Origin of the sequence: Mesorhizobium sp. GbtcB19, assembly GCF_019091085.1 — a bacterium.
Taxonomy (GTDB): Bacteria; Pseudomonadota; Alphaproteobacteria; order Rhizobiales; family Rhizobiaceae; genus Mesorhizobium.
This window is the reverse complement of the sequence record NZ_JAGXJY010000009.1, coordinates 45,865-62,019: the sequence shown is the minus strand read 5'-3', so window position 1 is coordinate 62,019 and position 16,155 is coordinate 45,865. Positions and strand designations below refer to the sequence as shown.

Below are 16,155 nucleotides of genomic sequence, written 5' to 3'. Positions count from 1 at the left end.
GGACGCTATTCCTTCGAGACCGGACCGACGAAATTGGTGTCGAAGCTCGGGCCGAGCGCGAAGCTCTTGAGGTTCTTGCGCAGGCCCGCCACTTCCAGCTGCTGATGGATGATGACAAAGGGGCTGGTGTCGAGGATCTTCTTCTGCAGATCCTTGTACATGTCGGCGCGCTTGCCCGAATCCTTTTCCAGCAGCGCTGCCTCGGTCGTCTTGGTCAGGTCCGGGATGTCCCAGGCGTTGCGCCAGGCCAGCGTCTTGATCTTGGCGCCGTCGGAATTGTCCGGGTTGGAGGCGAAAGTCTGGGCGTTCGAGTTCGGATCGAAATAGTCCTGGCCCCAGTTGCCGATATAGATGTCATGGTTGCGGGCGCGGTACTTGGTCAGCGTCTGCTTACCGTCACCCGGAATGATCTCCAGCTTGATGCCCGCCTGGCCGAGCGTCTGCTGGATCGATTCCGCCATGCCCGTGGTCGGCTGGCCGACACGCACATCCATGGTCACCTTGAAACCGTCAGGGAGGCCGGCCTTGGCGAGTAGTTCCTTGGCCTTGGCGACGTCGAGCTTGAACGGGTTGTCGTCGATGGCGCCAAGGTCGCCCTTGGGCAGGAAGGACTGGTGGATCTCGCCGATGCCCTTCAGGATGGTGGTGCTCAGCGCGTCGTAGTCGACCAGATATTTGAACGCCTGGCGCACCTCCGGCTTGGCGAGGTTGGCGTTCTTCTGGTTCAGGCTGATGTAATAGACAGTACCCTTCGGGGCGCTTGTCGTGGTGAGGTCGGCGTTCTTGGCGATGGCGTCGAGGTCGTTCGGCTCGAGGTTGCGGGCGACGTCGATGTCGCCGGCTTCGAGCGCCAGGCGCTGCGCCGAGCTTTCCTTCATGTTGCGGTAGATGACGCGGGCGAGCTTGGCCTTCTCGCCATTGTAATTGTCGTTGCGCTCCAGCACGACGGCTTCGTTGGCGCGCCATTCGCGCAGCTTGTACTGGCCGGAGCCGGCATAGCCGGTCTTCAGCCAAGCGTTGCCGAAATCGTTGTCCCATTTGTAATCGGCGCTGGGCGTGACGGCCGCGACATGCTCCTTGACCAGCTTGGCGTCGACGACGGAGGCGACGGTGGCCGACAGGCAGTTGAGCACGAAGCTTGGCGCATAGGCCTTGTCGACGACGAACTGGAAGGTGGTGTCGTCAACAGCCTTGGCCTTTTCGGTGACGTTGTCGCCGCTGATGCCGAACTGGTTGATGATGAAGGCCGGGCTCTTGTCGAGCTTGATGGCGCGTTCGAAGGAATAGGCGACGTCGGCCGCGGTGATCGGATTGCCCGATGCGAACTTCATGCCGGGCTTGAGCTTGAAGGTGTAGGTCAGGCCGTCGTCGGACACGGTCCAGCTTGCGGCGAGGTCCGGCTTGACCTTGGAGGTGTCGCTGAGGTCGAGGCGGACCAGGAGATCATAGGTGTTGCCGGTGACTTCGGCCGTCGACAACTCGAACGCCTCGCCGGGATCCATCGAAATAATATCGTCGATGGCGAAGCCTTCGACCAGCGTATCGGCGGGCGTGACCGCGAAGGCAGGCGTTGCGAGAAGCGCAGTCATCGCCACACCCGCAAGCAAGCTACGGACGGCAAACTTTTCCAGCATCATGGTGATCGTTCCCTGTTTTGTTGACCTGAGTTCCCGGCTCAGGGCTTCATTATTCTTTGCGAAGCCGGCAGCGGCTTGGACCACGTACCGTCGTGGTTTTTGTCCAGTTGGTCAACTCCCTATTCGACGGTGCCCGCTCCGCAACATGCATTTTGCGAGACGGCATATCGGACCTAACGGGCGGCGATCCGTCGACCCATGCGCCGGCTAAATGGAGCAGTCGATCCGGAAAAATTTGCCAGGGTCCGCGGCCATGAAGCAGCCGTCATTTCAGTTGGGCGACCAAGCCTGCATCGGGAAAACAGGTCGCGGGCTTGCCGTTCTTCGCCTGCCACACACCGATCGAGCGGCGGGTCTTGAAGCCGGGAAGGCCGTCGGCGCTGCCAACATCATAGCCTTTGGCCTCCAGCGCTCGCTGCAGCGCGGCAATGTCGGACCGGTGCAGGTCGCCGACCGCGCCCCAACTGCCGATAAAGGTGGCGTCGCCCTTGGCGATGCGATCGGCGGCATGACCGATGAACAGGCCGTAGAGGTCGCTGTTGTTGTATTGCTTGATCACATAGAAGTTCGGCGTGACCAGAAACGCCGGGCCGCTGCGTCCGGCCGGCATGAGCAGAGAGCTTTCGGCTTTCAATTCGCTCGCCTGGAATGCCTTGTTGTCGGCGCGCCTGATGCCCATCGCCACCCAGTCCGATATCTTCTTGCCTTGATCGGGACCTTCGAGCGAGCACGAAACGTTTGCCGGCACGGTCACCTCGACGCCCCAGCCGCGCCCCTTCACCCAGCCATAATGGACGAAGTAATTGGCGATCGAGGCGAGCACGTCGGGCGTCGAATTCCAGATGTCTGGCCTGCCGTTGCCGTCGAAAGCGACGGCATGCTTGAGGAACGATGTCGGCATGAATTGCGGCTGGCCGAGCGCGCCAGCCCAGGACGACTTCATGGCGTTGACCGGGGCGAGCCCGCGCTCGACGATTTCCAGCGCCGCCAGAACCTCGGTGCGGAAGAAATCCTTCTTCGTCGACATGAAGGCCTTGGTGCCCAGCACTTCGAAAGCGTCATAAGGCATCTTGGCGGCGCCGAAACCGGTCTCGCGGCCCCAGATCGCCAGCACGATCTCTCCCGGCACGCCGTAGCGCTTTTCGATCAATCCGAGCACCCTTGCGTTGGCGCTCTCACGCGTCCGGCCGCCTGTGGTGACGGCGCGGATGATTTTTTCGGCGAAATAATTGGCGGGCGGGCCGAATTCAGCCTGATGCTGCTTCTGTGGCGTCGTCGGCGTCTCGCCGGGCAGGACGAGGTCGGGCAGCTTCAGGTTCGGCTTCACGCCGGTGAAGGCGGCGTCGAAGGTTTTCTTCGAGATGCCTTTGGATTTGGCTTCCGGCCAGAGATCGGTTTGCAGCCAGGTCTGGAATTGGTCGTCGATGGGGGCTGCGTGGGTGGGGGTGATGAAGAAGATACCGAGCAGTGCGAACAACAGAAATGCGACGCTGGAAAGGCCGCGTTCCTTCGCACCCCCCTCTGTCCTGCCGGACATCTCCCCCGCAAGGGCGGAGATCAGATGTCGCGCAAGCTTTCGCCAACGGCCAACGTTGCAGAAAGAGCGCCGGGGGCGAAACTGCCAATCTCCCCCCTTGCGGGGGAGATGCCCGGCAGGGCAGAGGGGGGTGTGACGGGGTGCAATCGTTTGAGGAAATCCGCCTGTCACCGACTTCTTCCCCTCAAAACGCCGTCCGCGATCGCAGCGCCGCGGCCAGCGTCCCCTCGTCGAGATAGTCGAGCTCGCCGCCGACAGGCACGCCATGCGCCAGCCGCGTCACCTTGACCTCGAAGCCCGACAACTGATCCGTCAGGTAGTGCGCCGTGGTCTGCCCCTCGACGGTCGCGTTGACGGCAAGGATCACCTCCTTCACCTCGCCGCCGGCGATGCGGTCGACCAAAGTGCGGATGTTGAGCTGGTCCGGGCCGATGCCGTCGAGCGGCGACAGCGTGCCGCCGAGCACGTGATAGCGCGTGTTCATGGCCGCGGCCCGTTCCAGCGCCCAGAGGTCGGAGACGTCCTCGACGACGATCAACGTGCCGGCATCACGGCGCGGATCGGTGCAGATCATGCAAGGGTCGGAGGTGTCGACATTGCCGCAGGTCGAGCAGATACGCACCTTGTCGACCGCCTCGCCCATGGCGGCGGCCAAAGGCTCCAGCAGTTGCTCCTTCTTCTTGATGAGATGGAGTGCCGCGCGCCGCGCCGAACGTGGCCCGAGCCCCGGCACTTTGGCCAGAAGCTGGATCAAGCGTTCGATTTCCGGTCCGGCGATTCTCTTCGACATCGCCCTGATCTAGGATTTTTCAGAACAGCCAGCAACGGACAAGGCCCGCCATGCTGCCAAGACGGGCCCTGTGCCGTTGCATGCAACCGTGTTCAGTTGGTTTCGAGCGGCCGGTCCTGGCTGACGATCATCGCGCCGATGGCGTCGGTGTTCTCAGGCGTCGACTGGAAGCCCATCGACGCTTCCTGCGTAGCATTGGGCACCGAGGTGATGTAGCGGCCCTTGATCGTGCCGCCGAAACGCGAGGCGTCCGGTTCGGCCATCGGCTCCTGCATCGCCACAACCGTCTGCTTCTGGGCGAGGCGACCGGACTTCTGCGATGGCGCCGCGGCAGCCGTCACATAGGTCTGCTCGGCCGGAACGATCGCCTTGGCCGGAAGCGTCGGCTCGGCCGCGTCCGTCGCGACCTGCTTGGACGGGTCGGACCGTACGATCGTCTTGACCACCGGCTCGGCGGAGGCCATCAGCACCGGAGCGGTCGGGTCGATCTTCTGCTGTTTGTCGGAGGCCATGGCGACCATCGGCTCGTCCGGCAGCGGCTGCCAGTTGCGGCCGCGCTTCTCATAAAAGGCGTTGCCGCCGGCGACCATCGTGTAGTGCATGTTCTTGTAAGGGAAACGCAGGCCAGCGGTGTGGAAATACATCGTGTTCTTGAGCTTGGCCTTGCGCTCGCCCTTGAGCACGGCATCCGCCGCCGCTTCGACATCGGGCAGGGCCCGCGAATTCATCGGCCGCGTCAGCACGCCCGGAGCGAACTGGCCCGGCTCGCCGACCACCTCGCAGATGGTGTTGCCGTGCTGGCCCGAGCGCAGCCGGTTCATGACGACCGTGCCGACGGCGATCATGCCGTCGCGACTCGACCGGTTGGATTCGAAGAACATCGCCCTTTGCAGGCATTCCTTGTCCTTCATCGAATATTTGTAGGAGCGCGTGCTGAGGAAGCTCGGCGTGATAGCGTCGGTCAGGCTCGCCACCGACATGCTATGGGAGGAGGAAGTGGTCTGGCTGCAGCCGGCCAGGAGCAAGGGGGAAGCGGCGATGCCGATAAGCAGCAGCGGCGTCTTCCATCGCGTCGCGATCACCAAAAAAGCCTCATGTCCAGATGCCAGCCCGCCCCGAGATGTGGCAAGAATGAGACTCTTTCGGGCAAAAAGATGGCTAGAGGGTTAGCAACTTCTGGACTTGGGTAAAACTTTATGAAAGCCGCGAAATGAGCCCGTGAGCAACGCCGGCAAAATGGTTAACAACGGCCCAGGCGCTCGATTTCCGTTCATAATCAATTAACTGGCGGAGGCCGGCTCAGAACGGCAATTTCATTCCAGGCGGAATCGGCAGGCCCGCCGTCAACGCCTTGGTCTTCTCCTGCATCACCTGCTCGACCTTATTTTTGGCGTCATTGTGGGCGGCCAGGATGAGGTCCTCGAGGATCTCAGCCTCGTCGGCCTTGATAAGCGAGGGATCGATCTTCAGCGCCTTCATCTCGAACTTGCCGGTGAGCGTGATGCTGACCAGGCCGCCGCCGGCCTGGCCGGTGGCTTCGAGCGTCGCGATCTCATCCTGCATGGCCTGGAACTTGGCCTGCATTTCCTTCGCCTTACCCATCAGGCCGAGAAGATCTTTCATCGGGTGGTCCTCTAAGATTGTTTCAGATTTCGTCGTCGTCGGCCGCGGGCTCAACCGGCACTTCGGCCTCGGCCTCTTCCACCTCCGGCACGTCCGGAATGCGCACGTCGATGATCTTGGCGCCGGGGAACCGGGCAAGGATGGCGGCGACCGTCGGATCGGCCTTGGCGTCGGAGAAGGCATTCTCGCGCTTCGTCGTCTCCATTTCGGCCAATGTCTGGCCGCCCTCTTCCTTCGACAGCGACACCAGCCAGTTGCGACCGGTCCAGGCGCGCAGCTTGGCGGTCAGCTCGTTGAGCAGCATCTTCGGCGCGTCGTCGGTCAGGGTGACGTCGAGACGGCCGGGCTCGATGCGGACCGGCCGCACGCAGCGTTTCAAGAGCACCTTGAAAGCCATGTCGCGATTGGCGTCGGCAAGCGCAACAATGTCGGCCAGCGATTTGACCGGAACGACAGGCGTTTCCGTGACCGGCTCCGGCGCCGGAACGAAGGCCTCCGGCACCGGCTGCGCCTCGACCAGCCGCATGGTCTGCGCGCCGCCGGCGGAAGACGGCATCCGCGTCTGTGCGACAGCGCTTGCGCCACCGCCATTGCCGGCGGGGGCGCCATTGGCGCGCGGCGCGCCATTCGATACCGGGCCTGCGCCTTCCAGCGATTTCAACGCCTCGTCCAGCGTCGGCAGGTCGGCGGCATGCGCCAGGCGTATCAGGACCATTTCGCCGGCGCTGACCGGGCGGTTGGAGGACTGCACCTCGGGGATGCCCTTGAGCAGCATCTGCCAGGTCCGCGACAGCACCCGAACCGAGAGCGCGTTCGCGAATTCGGCGCCGCGCCGGCGTTCGTCCTCGGAGAGCGAAGCGTCGTCGGCGGCTGCGGGAACGAAACGCAGGCGGGTGACGAGGTGGTTGAACTCGGCAAGATCGGTGAGGACAGCGGCCGGATCGGCGCCGGTGTCGTATTGCGCGCGGAATTCGGCGAGCGCGGCCGCCACGTCGCCCTTCATGACATGTTCGAACAGGTCGATGATGCGGGCGCGGTCGGCCAGGCCCAGCATGGCGCGCACGGCATCCGCGCTGACGGCGCCACTGCCATGGGCGATCGCCTGGTCGAGGATGGAAAGCGAATCGCGCGCCGAGCCTTCGGCGGCGCGCGCGATCATCGCCAGCGCATCATCGTCAACCGCTATGCCTTCCTTTGCGGCGATCGAAGACAGATGCGCGACCAGCGCGCCGGCATCGATGCGGCGCAGGTCGAAGCGCTGGCAGCGCGACAGGACCGTGATCGGCACCTTGCGGATCTCGGTGGTGGCAAAGATGAACTTGACGTGCGGCGGCGGCTCTTCCAGCGTCTTCAGCAGGCCGTTGAAGGCCTGGGTGGAGAGCATGTGCACTTCGTCGATGATGTAGACCTTGTAGCGGGCCGAGACCGGCGCGTAGCGCACGCGGTCGATGATGTCCCTGATGTCGTCGATGCCGGTGTGCGAGGCGGCGTCCATCTCAATGACATCGACGTGGCGGCCTTCCATGATCGCCTGGCAGTGCTCGCCGGGGATCGAAAGGTCGACGGAAGGCTGGTCGACGGTCGAGGTCTTGTAGTTGAGAGCGCGCGCGAGGATGCGCGCCGTCGTCGTCTTGCCGACACCGCGCACGCCCGTCAGCATCCAGGCCTGGGCGATGCGGCCGGTGGCGAACGCATTGGTCAGCGTGCGGACCATCGGCTCCTGGCCGATCAGCTCGGAAAAATTCGAGGGGCGATATTTGCGCGCCAGCACCCGGTAGGCACCAGCCTTCTCCGTTTGCAGGCTTTCCGTCCCCAAATTTCCGGCTTCGCTCATTCGCCGTCAAAAGCTCCCAGGACCGCGACGGAAGGCGGCCGATTCCTGCGCATAGTCTCGCCCGCACGGCTTGGCGCCGTCAATGTCGCGGGAGAAAGGCGAAGAGGCGGGAGGCTGGAACAATGACCCGTTCCGGGCTCGTTAGGGCTGCTTCCTTCCGGACCTGACCCGGTTGGCGAGTGGATCGTCCACCACCAACCTCCCGCGCTCCATATCGGCAATTCGGCGATGAAATGCAAGGGCCGAGCTGGAACCAGCCGCCGCATCGCGACCGGAAAGTCCTTCAAATCGCCAAGAGCGGTCAATGAATCGCTTGCAGCCACCTTGCCGCCGCTCTAGCGTTCGTTGGTTTGAAGAATGCTACAAAAAACGAAGGAAACGCCCATGCTGCCTGGCCTCAAGGCCGGATTCACGCTGGACGCCCGACTGGAGGCGGACAGCGAGCAGCTCATGTGGCTTGGCCTTTGCGAGCTCAGGCTGATGAACGATCGCCGCTGGCCCTGGCTGGTGCTGGTGCCGCAGCGGCCGGGCACGGAAGAAATCCACGAAATGACGCCGCTTGACCAGGCGATGCTGACCTTCGAGACCAATATGGTGGCGCAGGCGCTGAAGCGGGTAACCGGCTGCACCAAGATCAACACCGGCGCGCTCGGCAACATCGTGCGCCAGTTGCACGTCCATGTCGTCGCCCGTTCCGAGGGCGATCCCGGCTGGCCGGGACCAGTCTGGGGACACGGCATCCGCGAACCCTACCAGCGCTCCGATATCAGGCGGTTTGCCGAAACGATCAAGGCGGCGCTATAAACCGACCAGTATCCACCTGTACATTCCGAGTTCCCATGAGCTTTCGCCTGTTTGACGCGCCTTTGCGCGAGCCGAGCCAGTTCGTCGGTTTCGCCGGCAACCGGATCGACCGTCAGTCCGAGAACCGCGCCGACGATGTGGTCGAAAAAGCGCTGGCCGACCGGACCGCGCGGCTGATGCTGATGCATGCCGGCCGGCTCTACCTGAAACTCGACGACGGCAAGTTCGACCCCTGGTTCGAGGCGGATGAAAGCCAGGCCTTCGAGGCTTCGCTCGGGCAAGGCGTGCTGCTCGGCTTTTCCGACAACGGGCCGGTGCTGGCGGTGCCGGCCGGCGTCGAGCCGGAACAACTGCCCGAGACGGTCAAGGCGATCGACTACCGCTCCGTCTATATGCAGGGGCTGATCGACGAGGCGGCGGCCGGCGCGCTGGCGCAAGGAGCCGCACTGCTGGCCTGGCATGCCAGCCACGCCTTCTGCTCGAAATGCGGCAACCGCTCGGAGATGCGGGCCGGAGGCTACAGGCGCCACTGCCCTGCCTGCGGCACCGATCATTTCCCGCGCACCGACCCGGTGGCGATCATGCTGACGGTGACGCGCGAAAAATGCCTGCTCGGGCGCGGCAAGCATTTTGCCCCGGGCATGTATTCAGCGCTTGCCGGCTTCATCGAACCGGGCGAGACGATCGAGGCGGCGGTGCGGCGCGAGACGCTGGAGGAAGCCGGCATACGGCTCGGCCGCGTCGTCTATCACGCCAGCCAACCCTGGCCGTTCCCCTATTCGCTGATGATCGGCTGCTTCGGCGAGCCGCTCAACGAGGACATCCAGGCCGACCTCAACGAGTTGGAGGACTGCCGCTGGTTCTTGCGCGACGAGGTCCGTTCGATGCTGGACAGGACGCATGCCGACGGCTTGATTACACCGCCGAAAGGGGCGATTGCCCATCACCTCATCCGCGCCTGGGTCGACAGCGAGTAGGAGCCGAGAAATGATCCGTCACACCGTCGTGTTCACGCTGAAGCACGAGCCGCATTCGCTGGAGGCGAAGCGCTTCCTGCACGATGCGAAGAAGATCCTCACCGGGATCAAGGGCGTTACGCATTTCGAGCAGCTGCGCCAGGTCAGCCCCAAGAACGACTACCAGTTCGGCTTCTCGATGGAGTTCGCCGACCAGGCCGCCTATACGCGCTACAACGAGCATCCCGACCACGTCGCCTTCGTGCGCGACCGCTGGGTTCCGGAAGTGGAGAAGTTCTTGGAGATCGACTACGTGCCGTTGGGGTTTGGCTGAAATCGGCGCCGACATCCGAGATTAGCGCGGACGTTCGTGACGTCGTCATTCCAGGGCGTAGCGAAGCGAAGACCCTGGAATCCATGCCGTGACCTAATCGAGGGGCGCAACGGGGCAGAATTCTGCACCGTGGGCGGCGCTTCAGCGTAACGGAATGGATCCTCGGGTCTGCGCGCGTCGCTTCGCTCCTTGCTTCGCCCGTGGATGACGAAGCGCGAGCGTCTCGGCTAACCTCGCGGATTAATTTGCCTAGTCCGCCACCTTCCACTGCTCGCGCGAGGCGCTGGCCGGATAGACGCCGAGGATGCGCATTTCGCGTGAGAAGAAGCGCAGTTCGTCGAGCGCCAGCTTGACCAGCGGATCGTCCGGGTGGCCTTCGATGTCGGCGTAGAACAGCGTCGCGGTGAAGGCGCCGAGCTGGTAGCTCTCGAGCTTGGTCATGTTGATGCCGTTGGTGGCAAAGCCGCCCATGGCCTTGTAGAGCGCGGCCGGCACGTTGCGGACGCGGAAGATGAAGGTCGTCATCATCTTGGCGTCCGGCGCCGGGCGCTCCACCCATTGCTTGTTCTTGGTCAAGACGACGAAGCGGGTGACGTTGGAGTCGGTGTCCTCGACATTCTTCTCGATGATGTCGAGGCCATAGAGCTCGGCGGCCAGAGCCGGCGCCAGCGAAGCCATGGTGCGATCCCTGACCTCGGAGACCATCTTCGCCGAACCCGCCGTGTCGCCGGCGATCACCGGCTTCCAGCCGTTCTTGCGGATGTATTTGCGGCACTGTCCCAGCGCATGGATATGGCTGTGCACGGTCTTGATCTCTTCGCGCTTCACCCCCGGCAGCACCATGAGCTGGAAGTGGATCGGCAGGAAATATTCCCCGACGATGTGCAGCTTCGATTCCGGCAACAGGTGATGGATGTCGGCGACGCGGCCGGCGATGGTGTTCTCGATCGGGATCATGGCGAGCTCGGCCTTGCCGGTCTCGACCGCGTTGAAGGCATCCTCGAAGGTCGGGCAAGGCAACGGCTCCATCGACGGGAACATGTTGCGGCAGGCGGTGTCGGAGTTGGCGCCGGGCTCGCCCTGGAAGGAGATTCGGTTGGTCTTGGCGGTCATGGGACGTCTCAGGTTGAAAGGATTTTTCTTGCCCGCTCCAGATCGTGCGGCGTATCGACGCCGAGCGGCAGCGATTGGACGATCTCGGCGTCGATGCGCATTCCGGCTTCCAAGGCACGCAGCTGCTCGAGCCGCTCGCGGCGCTCCAGCGGCGACGGCCTCAGCGCGACGAAGCGTTCGAGCGCGGCGCGCCGATAGGCATAGAGGCCGACATGATGGTACAGCGGCCCCTCGCCCCAGGGCGCGGTGGCGCGAGTGAAATAGAGCGCCTTCAGCCGTGTCGCCGACAGCGGCGAGCCAACGATCTTGACGACGTTGGGATTGGTCTTTTCCTCGTCGCGCACGATCTCGACGCCGAGCGTGGCAATGTCGACCGAGGCGTCCTCGAAAGGCCGCAGCGACGCGCCGATGATCTCGGGATCGATGGTCGGCAGGTCGCCCTGGACGTTGACGATGGCTTCCACCCGCTTCTCGGGATCGAGCGCCGTCAGCGCCTCGAAGATGCGGTCCGAGCCGGATTCATGGTCCGTGCGGGTCATGACCGCCTCGAAGCCATGCGCCCGCACGGCCTCCGCTACCGCTTGCGTGTCGGTCGCCACCACGACGCGGCCAAGCCCGGCCTCGGCGGCGCGGCGGGCGACATGGACGATCATCGGCGCGCCCGCAATATCGGCCAGCGGCTTGCCCGGCAGACGCGTCGAGGCCATGCGGGCGGGGATCAGGATCAGGGTTGACATCGGATTTTGGAGCAGTCGAAAAACGCGGATGGAAAAGTGGCAAAAGGTCTCACTGGAAGCGCCCTTATAGGTGTTGCAACGCCAGAGCAAAAGACCTAGTTTCCGCCCGATTTGACTGGCCTTTCGGGGCAGTTCGCGATACCGACGGACGGAGTGGACGGGACGGTCCGCCGGAAAAGGGAGCAAGGGGCGTATGGATTCCAACGAAGTCAACAAGCTGCTCGGCGGATTTCTGGGAACCTGCTTCGTCGTCTTTTCGATAGGCCTCGTCTCCGACGGCCTGTTTGCCTCGCCCGCCCCCGAAAAGCCCGGCTTCGCCATCGAAGCGCAGGAGCCGACCGAAGGCGGCGCCGCCGCGCCTGCGGCAGCCGAAAAGCCGATCGCCGACCTGCTCGCCACCGCCAATGTCGAGGCGGGCGCTGCCATCTTCAAGAAGTGCCAAGCCTGTCATTCCGGTGAAAAGGGCGGCCCGAACAAGGTCGGCCCGGACCTCTGGGATGTCGTCGAGCGCCCCGTCGCCTCGCATGAGGGCTTCGCCTATTCCGCCGGCATGAAGGACTATTCCAAGGGCGGCACCGAGAAGTGGACCTATGAAAACCTCAACCACTTCATCACCTCGCCGAAGAAGGACGTGAAGGGCACGGCGATGGGCTTTGCCGGTCTTCCCAAGGAAGAAGACCGCGCCAACGTGATCGCCTATCTGCGCACGCTGTCGGACAATCCGAAGCCGCTGCCGCAGCCGGGCGCCGCCGCCGATGCCTCGGCAAAGCCTGCCGAAGCCGCGAAGCCCGCCGACGGAGCCGCCAAGCCGGCCGAAGGTGCAGCCCCGGCCAAGCCGGCCGCGCCCGCTCAATAAACAATTTGTAATCGAGATATCCTCAGAAAAGCCGGGTTCGTCCCGGCTTTTCTGTTAGGAAACCTGCATGGACCGCCACAAAGCCGGCCCTTGCGGTTTCCACCGGCGTCAAATGTTCTAGATTGCGGTGGGTAAATTCCGCGACGAGGAGAACGCATGAGGGTTGGCCGCTTCCGCACGCTTTTCGCATCGGCGCTGGCGCTCGCCTTCGCCGCCAGCCTGCAGGCCAGCTTCGCCGATGAGTGGCGCACCACCTCCTCGTTGATCGGTCCGTCCAAATACGGCGACAATTTCCAGCGCTACGACTACGTCAATCCGGACGCACCCAAGGGCGGGACATACAACGCCGTCTTCCAAGGCACGTATGACAGTTTCAATCCCTATGTCGTGCAAGGGTCGCCGGCGGCGGGCCTGGCGCCGTTCGGCGGCGGGCTGCTCTATGACACGTTGATGGAGCAAGCGACGGACGAAGGCAGCGTCAGCCATCCGCTGGTCGCCGATGCCTACAAATATCCGTCCGACTATTCCTCGGCGACCTACCGCCTCGATCCGCGCGCAAAGTGGCATGACGGCCAGCCGATCACCGTCGACGACGTGATCTGGTCGTTCCAGGTGCTGAAGGCCAACAGCCCGCAATACAGCCGCTATTTCGAGAACGTGACCGAAGCGGTGGCGCTCTCCGACCGCGAGGTCGAGTTCCATTTCAACCAGAAAGGCAATCGCGAGTTGCCCAAGATCCTCGGCGACCTCGTCGTGCTGCCGAAGCACTGGTGGGAAGGAACCGACGCCAGCGGCAAGAAGCGCGACATCACCAAACCGACGCTGGAGCCGCCGCTGGGTTCGGCCGCCTACAAGATCGCCAGCTTCAAGCCGGGCTCGGAAATCGTCTGGCAGCGCGTGCCGGATTATTGGGGCGCCAAGCTGCCGGTGAAGATCGGCCGTGAGAATTTCGACACGCAGCGCTTCACCTACATGCTGGACGACAACGCCACCTGGCAGGCCTTCACCAAAGGAGGGCTAAGCGACCTCAAGCTGGAAAACAGCTCGAAGAAGTGGGCGACGTTCTACGATTTTCCCGCGATCAAATCGGGCGACGTCATCAAGAAGGAGTTCAAGACCAGCTCGCCCGAGCCGATGCAGGCCTTCATGCTCAACCAGAGGCGGCCGCTGTTCCAGGATCGGTTGGTGCGCGAAGCACTTACCCTTCCCTACGATTTCGAGACGATGAACCGGACGCTGTTTTTCGGTTACAATACCCGCACCGCCAGTTATTTCCAAAACACCGAGCTTGCCTCAAGCGGGCTGCCGCAAGGCAAGGAGCTGGAGATACTCGAAAAATATCGCGACAAGCTGCCGCCGGAGCTTTTCACGCAGGAATTCAAGCTGCCGGTCTACGACTCGCCGCAGGCTGAACGGAAATATCTGAAGCAGGCCGTCGACCTCTTCGCCAAGGCAGGCTGGGTGATCAAGGGCGGCAAGATGGTCAGCGCCAAGACCGGCGAGCCGTTCAGGTTCGAGGTTCTCGGCTGGAACGAGATCGATCAGATCCTGACCGGCAACTGGATCGCCAACTTGCGCAAGATCGGCGTCGACGCCAGCCTGCGCATCATCGACCAGACCCAATATGTCAACCGCGTCAACAATTTCGACTATGACGTCATCACAGGCCAGCTCCAGCAGTCGCAATCGCCCGGCAACGAGCAGCGTGATTTCTGGGGCTCGAAGGCAGCCGGCACACCGGGATCGCGCAACTATTCCGGCATCAAGGATCCGGTGATCGATGCGCTCGTCGACCGCATCATCTTCGCCACCGACCGCGACGACCTCGTCGCCACCACCCATGCGCTCGATCGCGTGCTGTTGTGGAATTACTATGTGGTGCCGCAATTCTACCGCGCGGTAGTATGGGCCGCTTACTGGAACAAATTAGGCATTCCTGAAAAGCAGCCCAGCTATCTGGGCGTGGACACGGATTCCTGGTGGATCGACACCGAAAAGGAAAAAGCGTTGGCCGCCAAGTACAAGAGCAGCAATTGATGGTGCCGCGGCTCATGCTTCCCCGCCGCGACTTCCTGGCGCTCGGCGCCGCGGCGACGGCCGCCGCCCTGCTGCCGGGTCGGGCTTTCGCCGAGACGCCGACCGGCGTCAAACTGCACGGCCTGTCGGCTTTCGGCGACCTGAAATACAAGCCGGATTTCGCCCATTTCGACTATGTGAATGTCGATGCGCCGCAAGGCGGGACTTTCAACTTCCTGCCGCCCAACTGGACCACCAACCAGAGCCCGCTGACTTTCGATACGCTGAACGCCTTTGTCCCCAAAGGCTCCGCTCCGCAGCGCATGGAGATGTGCTTCGATCAGTTGATGACAAGGTCGCTCGACGAGCCCGATGCCGTCTACGGGTTGATCGCCGAGAGCGTGACGATTTCGCAAGACCGCAACAGCTTCACCTTCGCGCTGCGTCCGCAGGCGCGTTTTCATGACGGCTCGCCGCTGACGGCTGAGGACGCCGCCTTCACTTTCAAGCTGCTGAAAGACAAGGGCCATCCGGACTACTCGCTGACGCTCGCGCAATTCGCCGATGCCGTCGCCCTCGATGCGCATACCCTGCTGCTCAAGTTCACCGGAAAGCAGACCGCGCGCACCATCCTCAACGTCGTGCAATACCCGATCCTGTCCAAGGCGTTCTTCAGCGCCAATCCGTTCGATTCCTCGCAGCTAAACCCGCCGCTCGGCTCCAGCGCCTATAAGGTCGGCCGCTGGTCGGCCGGCGCCTGGATCGAATATGAGCGGGTTGCCGACTATTGGGGCAACGACCTGGCGGTCAATCGCGGCCAGAACAATTTCGGGCGTATCCGCATCGAGTTCTACCAGAACCGCAACGCATCGTTCGAGGCCTTCAAGAAGGGCGAGATCCTCTACAAGGAAGAGTTCGTCTCGCGCATCTGGGCGACCGGGTACGATTTTCCGGCCGTCACGAATGGCAAAGTGGTGAAGCACGAATTCCCCGCGGAAAAAGTGCCGTCCATGCAAGCCACCGCCGTCAACCAGCGGCGCGAGCAATTCCGCGATCCCCGGGTCCGGCAGGCGATCGCGCTCTGCTTCGATTTCGAATGGACGCGGCGCAATTTCTTCTACGGCTCCTACGAGCGCTCGCAGTCCTGTTTCGAAAAGTCGGATTATCGCGCCGAAGGCACGCCGTCGCCGCAGGAATTGGCCCTGCTGGAACCGCTGCGCGATCAGATCCCGCCCGAGGCGTTCGGCGATGCCGTGACCCAGGCGGTGTCGAACGGTTCCGGGCGGGACCGCCAGTTGCTTGGCAAGGCGGTCAAGCTTCTCGGCGATGCCGGTTGGAAAAGGACGGGCGATTTCGTCGTGAACGACAAGGGAGGGCGGCTGTCGGCCGAAATCCTCGCCGACGACGAGATCTTCGAGCAGATTTACGGGCCGTGGGTCGAAAATATGAAGGCAGTCGGCATCGACGCCTCGATCCGGCTGGTTGATTCGGCCCAGTATCAGCTCCGGCAGTCGACATTCGAATTCGATCTGCTCTCGGCCGCTTTCAGTTTCGGCGCGACGCCAACCCGCGACGACCTCGAACTGTTTTTCCATTCACGCAGCGCATCTCTCAACGGCTCGCGAAATCTGCCCGGCACAGCAAGCCCGGCCATTGACGCGCTGATCGACGCCGTCGGCGCCGCCAAGGATCGCGAAGGCCTGACGGTCGCCATGCGCGCGCTCGACCGGGTCTTGCGCGCGCGGCGCGATTGGATTCCAAGTTGGTACCTGGCGAATCACCGAAGCGCCTTTTGGGACATGTTCGGCTTTCCCGAGCAGAAACCCGATTTCGGCTTTCCGGTCGAATCGCTCTGGTGGGTCGACAAGGGCAAGGCGGCAAAGATTGGCAAAGCCTGACATGATCGTTCGCGCGGGAT

General features: G+C 63.1%; 14 protein-coding genes and 1 other RNA gene. 6 read left to right on the top strand and 9 right to left on the bottom strand.

The features are described from left to right. Nucleotides 1–5: 5 nt before the first annotated feature. The 7 genes from KVT37_RS17020 to ffs form a co-directional block, all read right to left on the bottom strand. Nucleotides 6–1,637 carry an ABC transporter substrate-binding protein gene (locus KVT37_RS17020; RefSeq protein ID WP_217575095.1) on the bottom strand — a complete coding sequence of 544 codons (1,632 nt, stop codon included), beginning with the start codon at nucleotides 1,635–1,637 and terminating at the stop codon, nucleotides 6–8. Nucleotides 1,638–1,902: 265 nt separating this feature from the next. After that, the gene (locus KVT37_RS17015) at nucleotides 1,903–3,174 is read right to left on the bottom strand and encodes a lytic murein transglycosylase (RefSeq protein WP_217575093.1); all 1,272 of its coding nucleotides are present in this window, start codon (nucleotides 3,172–3,174) and stop codon (nucleotides 1,903–1,905) included. A gap of 184 nt (nucleotides 3,175–3,358) precedes the next feature. Next, a complete protein-coding gene (gene recR / locus KVT37_RS17010; RefSeq protein ID WP_217575091.1) occupies nucleotides 3,359–3,964 on the bottom strand; it encodes a recombination mediator RecR in 606 nt (201 codons plus the stop codon). A gap of 92 nt (nucleotides 3,965–4,056) precedes the next feature. Next, complete coding sequence (locus KVT37_RS17005) at nucleotides 4,057–5,046, bottom strand: cell wall hydrolase (RefSeq protein ID WP_217575089.1); 990 nt, start codon at nucleotides 5,044–5,046, stop codon at nucleotides 4,057–4,059. 217 nt (nucleotides 5,047–5,263) lie between these two features. Then, a complete protein-coding gene (locus KVT37_RS17000) occupies nucleotides 5,264–5,587 on the bottom strand; it encodes a YbaB/EbfC family nucleoid-associated protein (protein WP_040993963.1) in 324 nt (107 codons plus the stop codon). 22 nt (nucleotides 5,588–5,609) lie between these two features. Continuing rightward, nucleotides 5,610–7,421 (bottom strand): DNA polymerase III subunit gamma/tau, encoded by a 1,812-nt coding sequence (locus tag KVT37_RS16995; RefSeq protein ID WP_217575080.1) that lies wholly within the window; start codon nucleotides 7,419–7,421, stop codon nucleotides 5,610–5,612. Nucleotides 7,422–7,527: 106 nt separating this feature from the next. Then, nucleotides 7,528–7,624, bottom strand: an RNA gene (gene ffs / locus KVT37_RS16990) — signal recognition particle sRNA small type. A 181-nt stretch (nucleotides 7,625–7,805) separates the two neighbouring features. Between ffs and KVT37_RS16985 the strand changes: the two genes are divergently transcribed. Genes KVT37_RS16985 through KVT37_RS16975 form a run of 3 tightly spaced genes read left to right on the top strand, consistent with a single transcriptional unit; the run spans nucleotide 7,806 to nucleotide 9,515 of the window. Then, nucleotides 7,806–8,225: an HIT domain-containing protein gene (locus KVT37_RS16985; protein WP_027165934.1), complete on the top strand. Its 420-nt coding sequence runs from the start codon at nucleotides 7,806–7,808 to the stop codon at nucleotides 8,223–8,225. Nucleotides 8,226–8,260: 35 nt separating this feature from the next. Beyond that, a complete protein-coding gene (gene nudC, locus KVT37_RS16980; RefSeq protein ID WP_217575078.1) occupies nucleotides 8,261–9,202 on the top strand; it encodes an NAD(+) diphosphatase in 942 nt (313 codons plus the stop codon). A gap of 10 nt (nucleotides 9,203–9,212) precedes the next feature. Then, a complete protein-coding gene (locus tag KVT37_RS16975) occupies nucleotides 9,213–9,515 on the top strand; it encodes a Dabb family protein (protein WP_217575076.1) in 303 nt (100 codons plus the stop codon). Nucleotides 9,516–9,764: 249 nt separating this feature from the next. Here the strand turns inward: KVT37_RS16975 and KVT37_RS16970 are convergent, their stop codons facing one another. Both KVT37_RS16970 and KVT37_RS16965 read right to left on the bottom strand, forming a co-directional pair. Continuing rightward, complete coding sequence (locus KVT37_RS16970) at nucleotides 9,765–10,628, bottom strand: prephenate dehydratase (protein ID WP_217575074.1); 864 nt, start codon at nucleotides 10,626–10,628, stop codon at nucleotides 9,765–9,767. 8 nt (nucleotides 10,629–10,636) lie between these two features. Beyond that, nucleotides 10,637–11,365 carry a 3-deoxy-manno-octulosonate cytidylyltransferase gene (locus KVT37_RS16965; protein WP_217575072.1) on the bottom strand — a complete coding sequence of 243 codons (729 nt, stop codon included), beginning with the start codon at nucleotides 11,363–11,365 and terminating at the stop codon, nucleotides 10,637–10,639. Nucleotides 11,366–11,558: 193 nt separating this feature from the next. Between KVT37_RS16965 and KVT37_RS16960 the strand changes: the two genes are divergently transcribed. The 3 genes from KVT37_RS16960 to KVT37_RS16950 all read left to right on the top strand — a co-directional run bounded on the left by KVT37_RS16960 (nucleotide 11,559) and on the right by KVT37_RS16950 (nucleotide 16,135). After that, the gene (locus KVT37_RS16960; RefSeq protein WP_217575070.1) at nucleotides 11,559–12,221 is read left to right on the top strand and encodes a cytochrome c family protein; all 663 of its coding nucleotides are present in this window, start codon (nucleotides 11,559–11,561) and stop codon (nucleotides 12,219–12,221) included. A gap of 156 nt (nucleotides 12,222–12,377) precedes the next feature. Next, nucleotides 12,378–14,258, top strand: a complete 1,881-nt coding sequence (locus KVT37_RS16955) for an extracellular solute-binding protein (protein ID WP_217575068.1) — start codon at nucleotides 12,378–12,380, stop codon at nucleotides 14,256–14,258. Then, on the top strand, nucleotides 14,258–16,135 hold the full coding sequence (locus tag KVT37_RS16950) for an extracellular solute-binding protein (RefSeq protein ID WP_217575066.1): 1,878 nt from the start codon (nucleotides 14,258–14,260) through the stop codon (nucleotides 16,133–16,135). The genes KVT37_RS16955 and KVT37_RS16950 overlap by 1 nt, the downstream gene beginning before the upstream one ends. The last annotated feature ends 20 nt before the right edge of the window (nucleotides 16,136–16,155 follow it).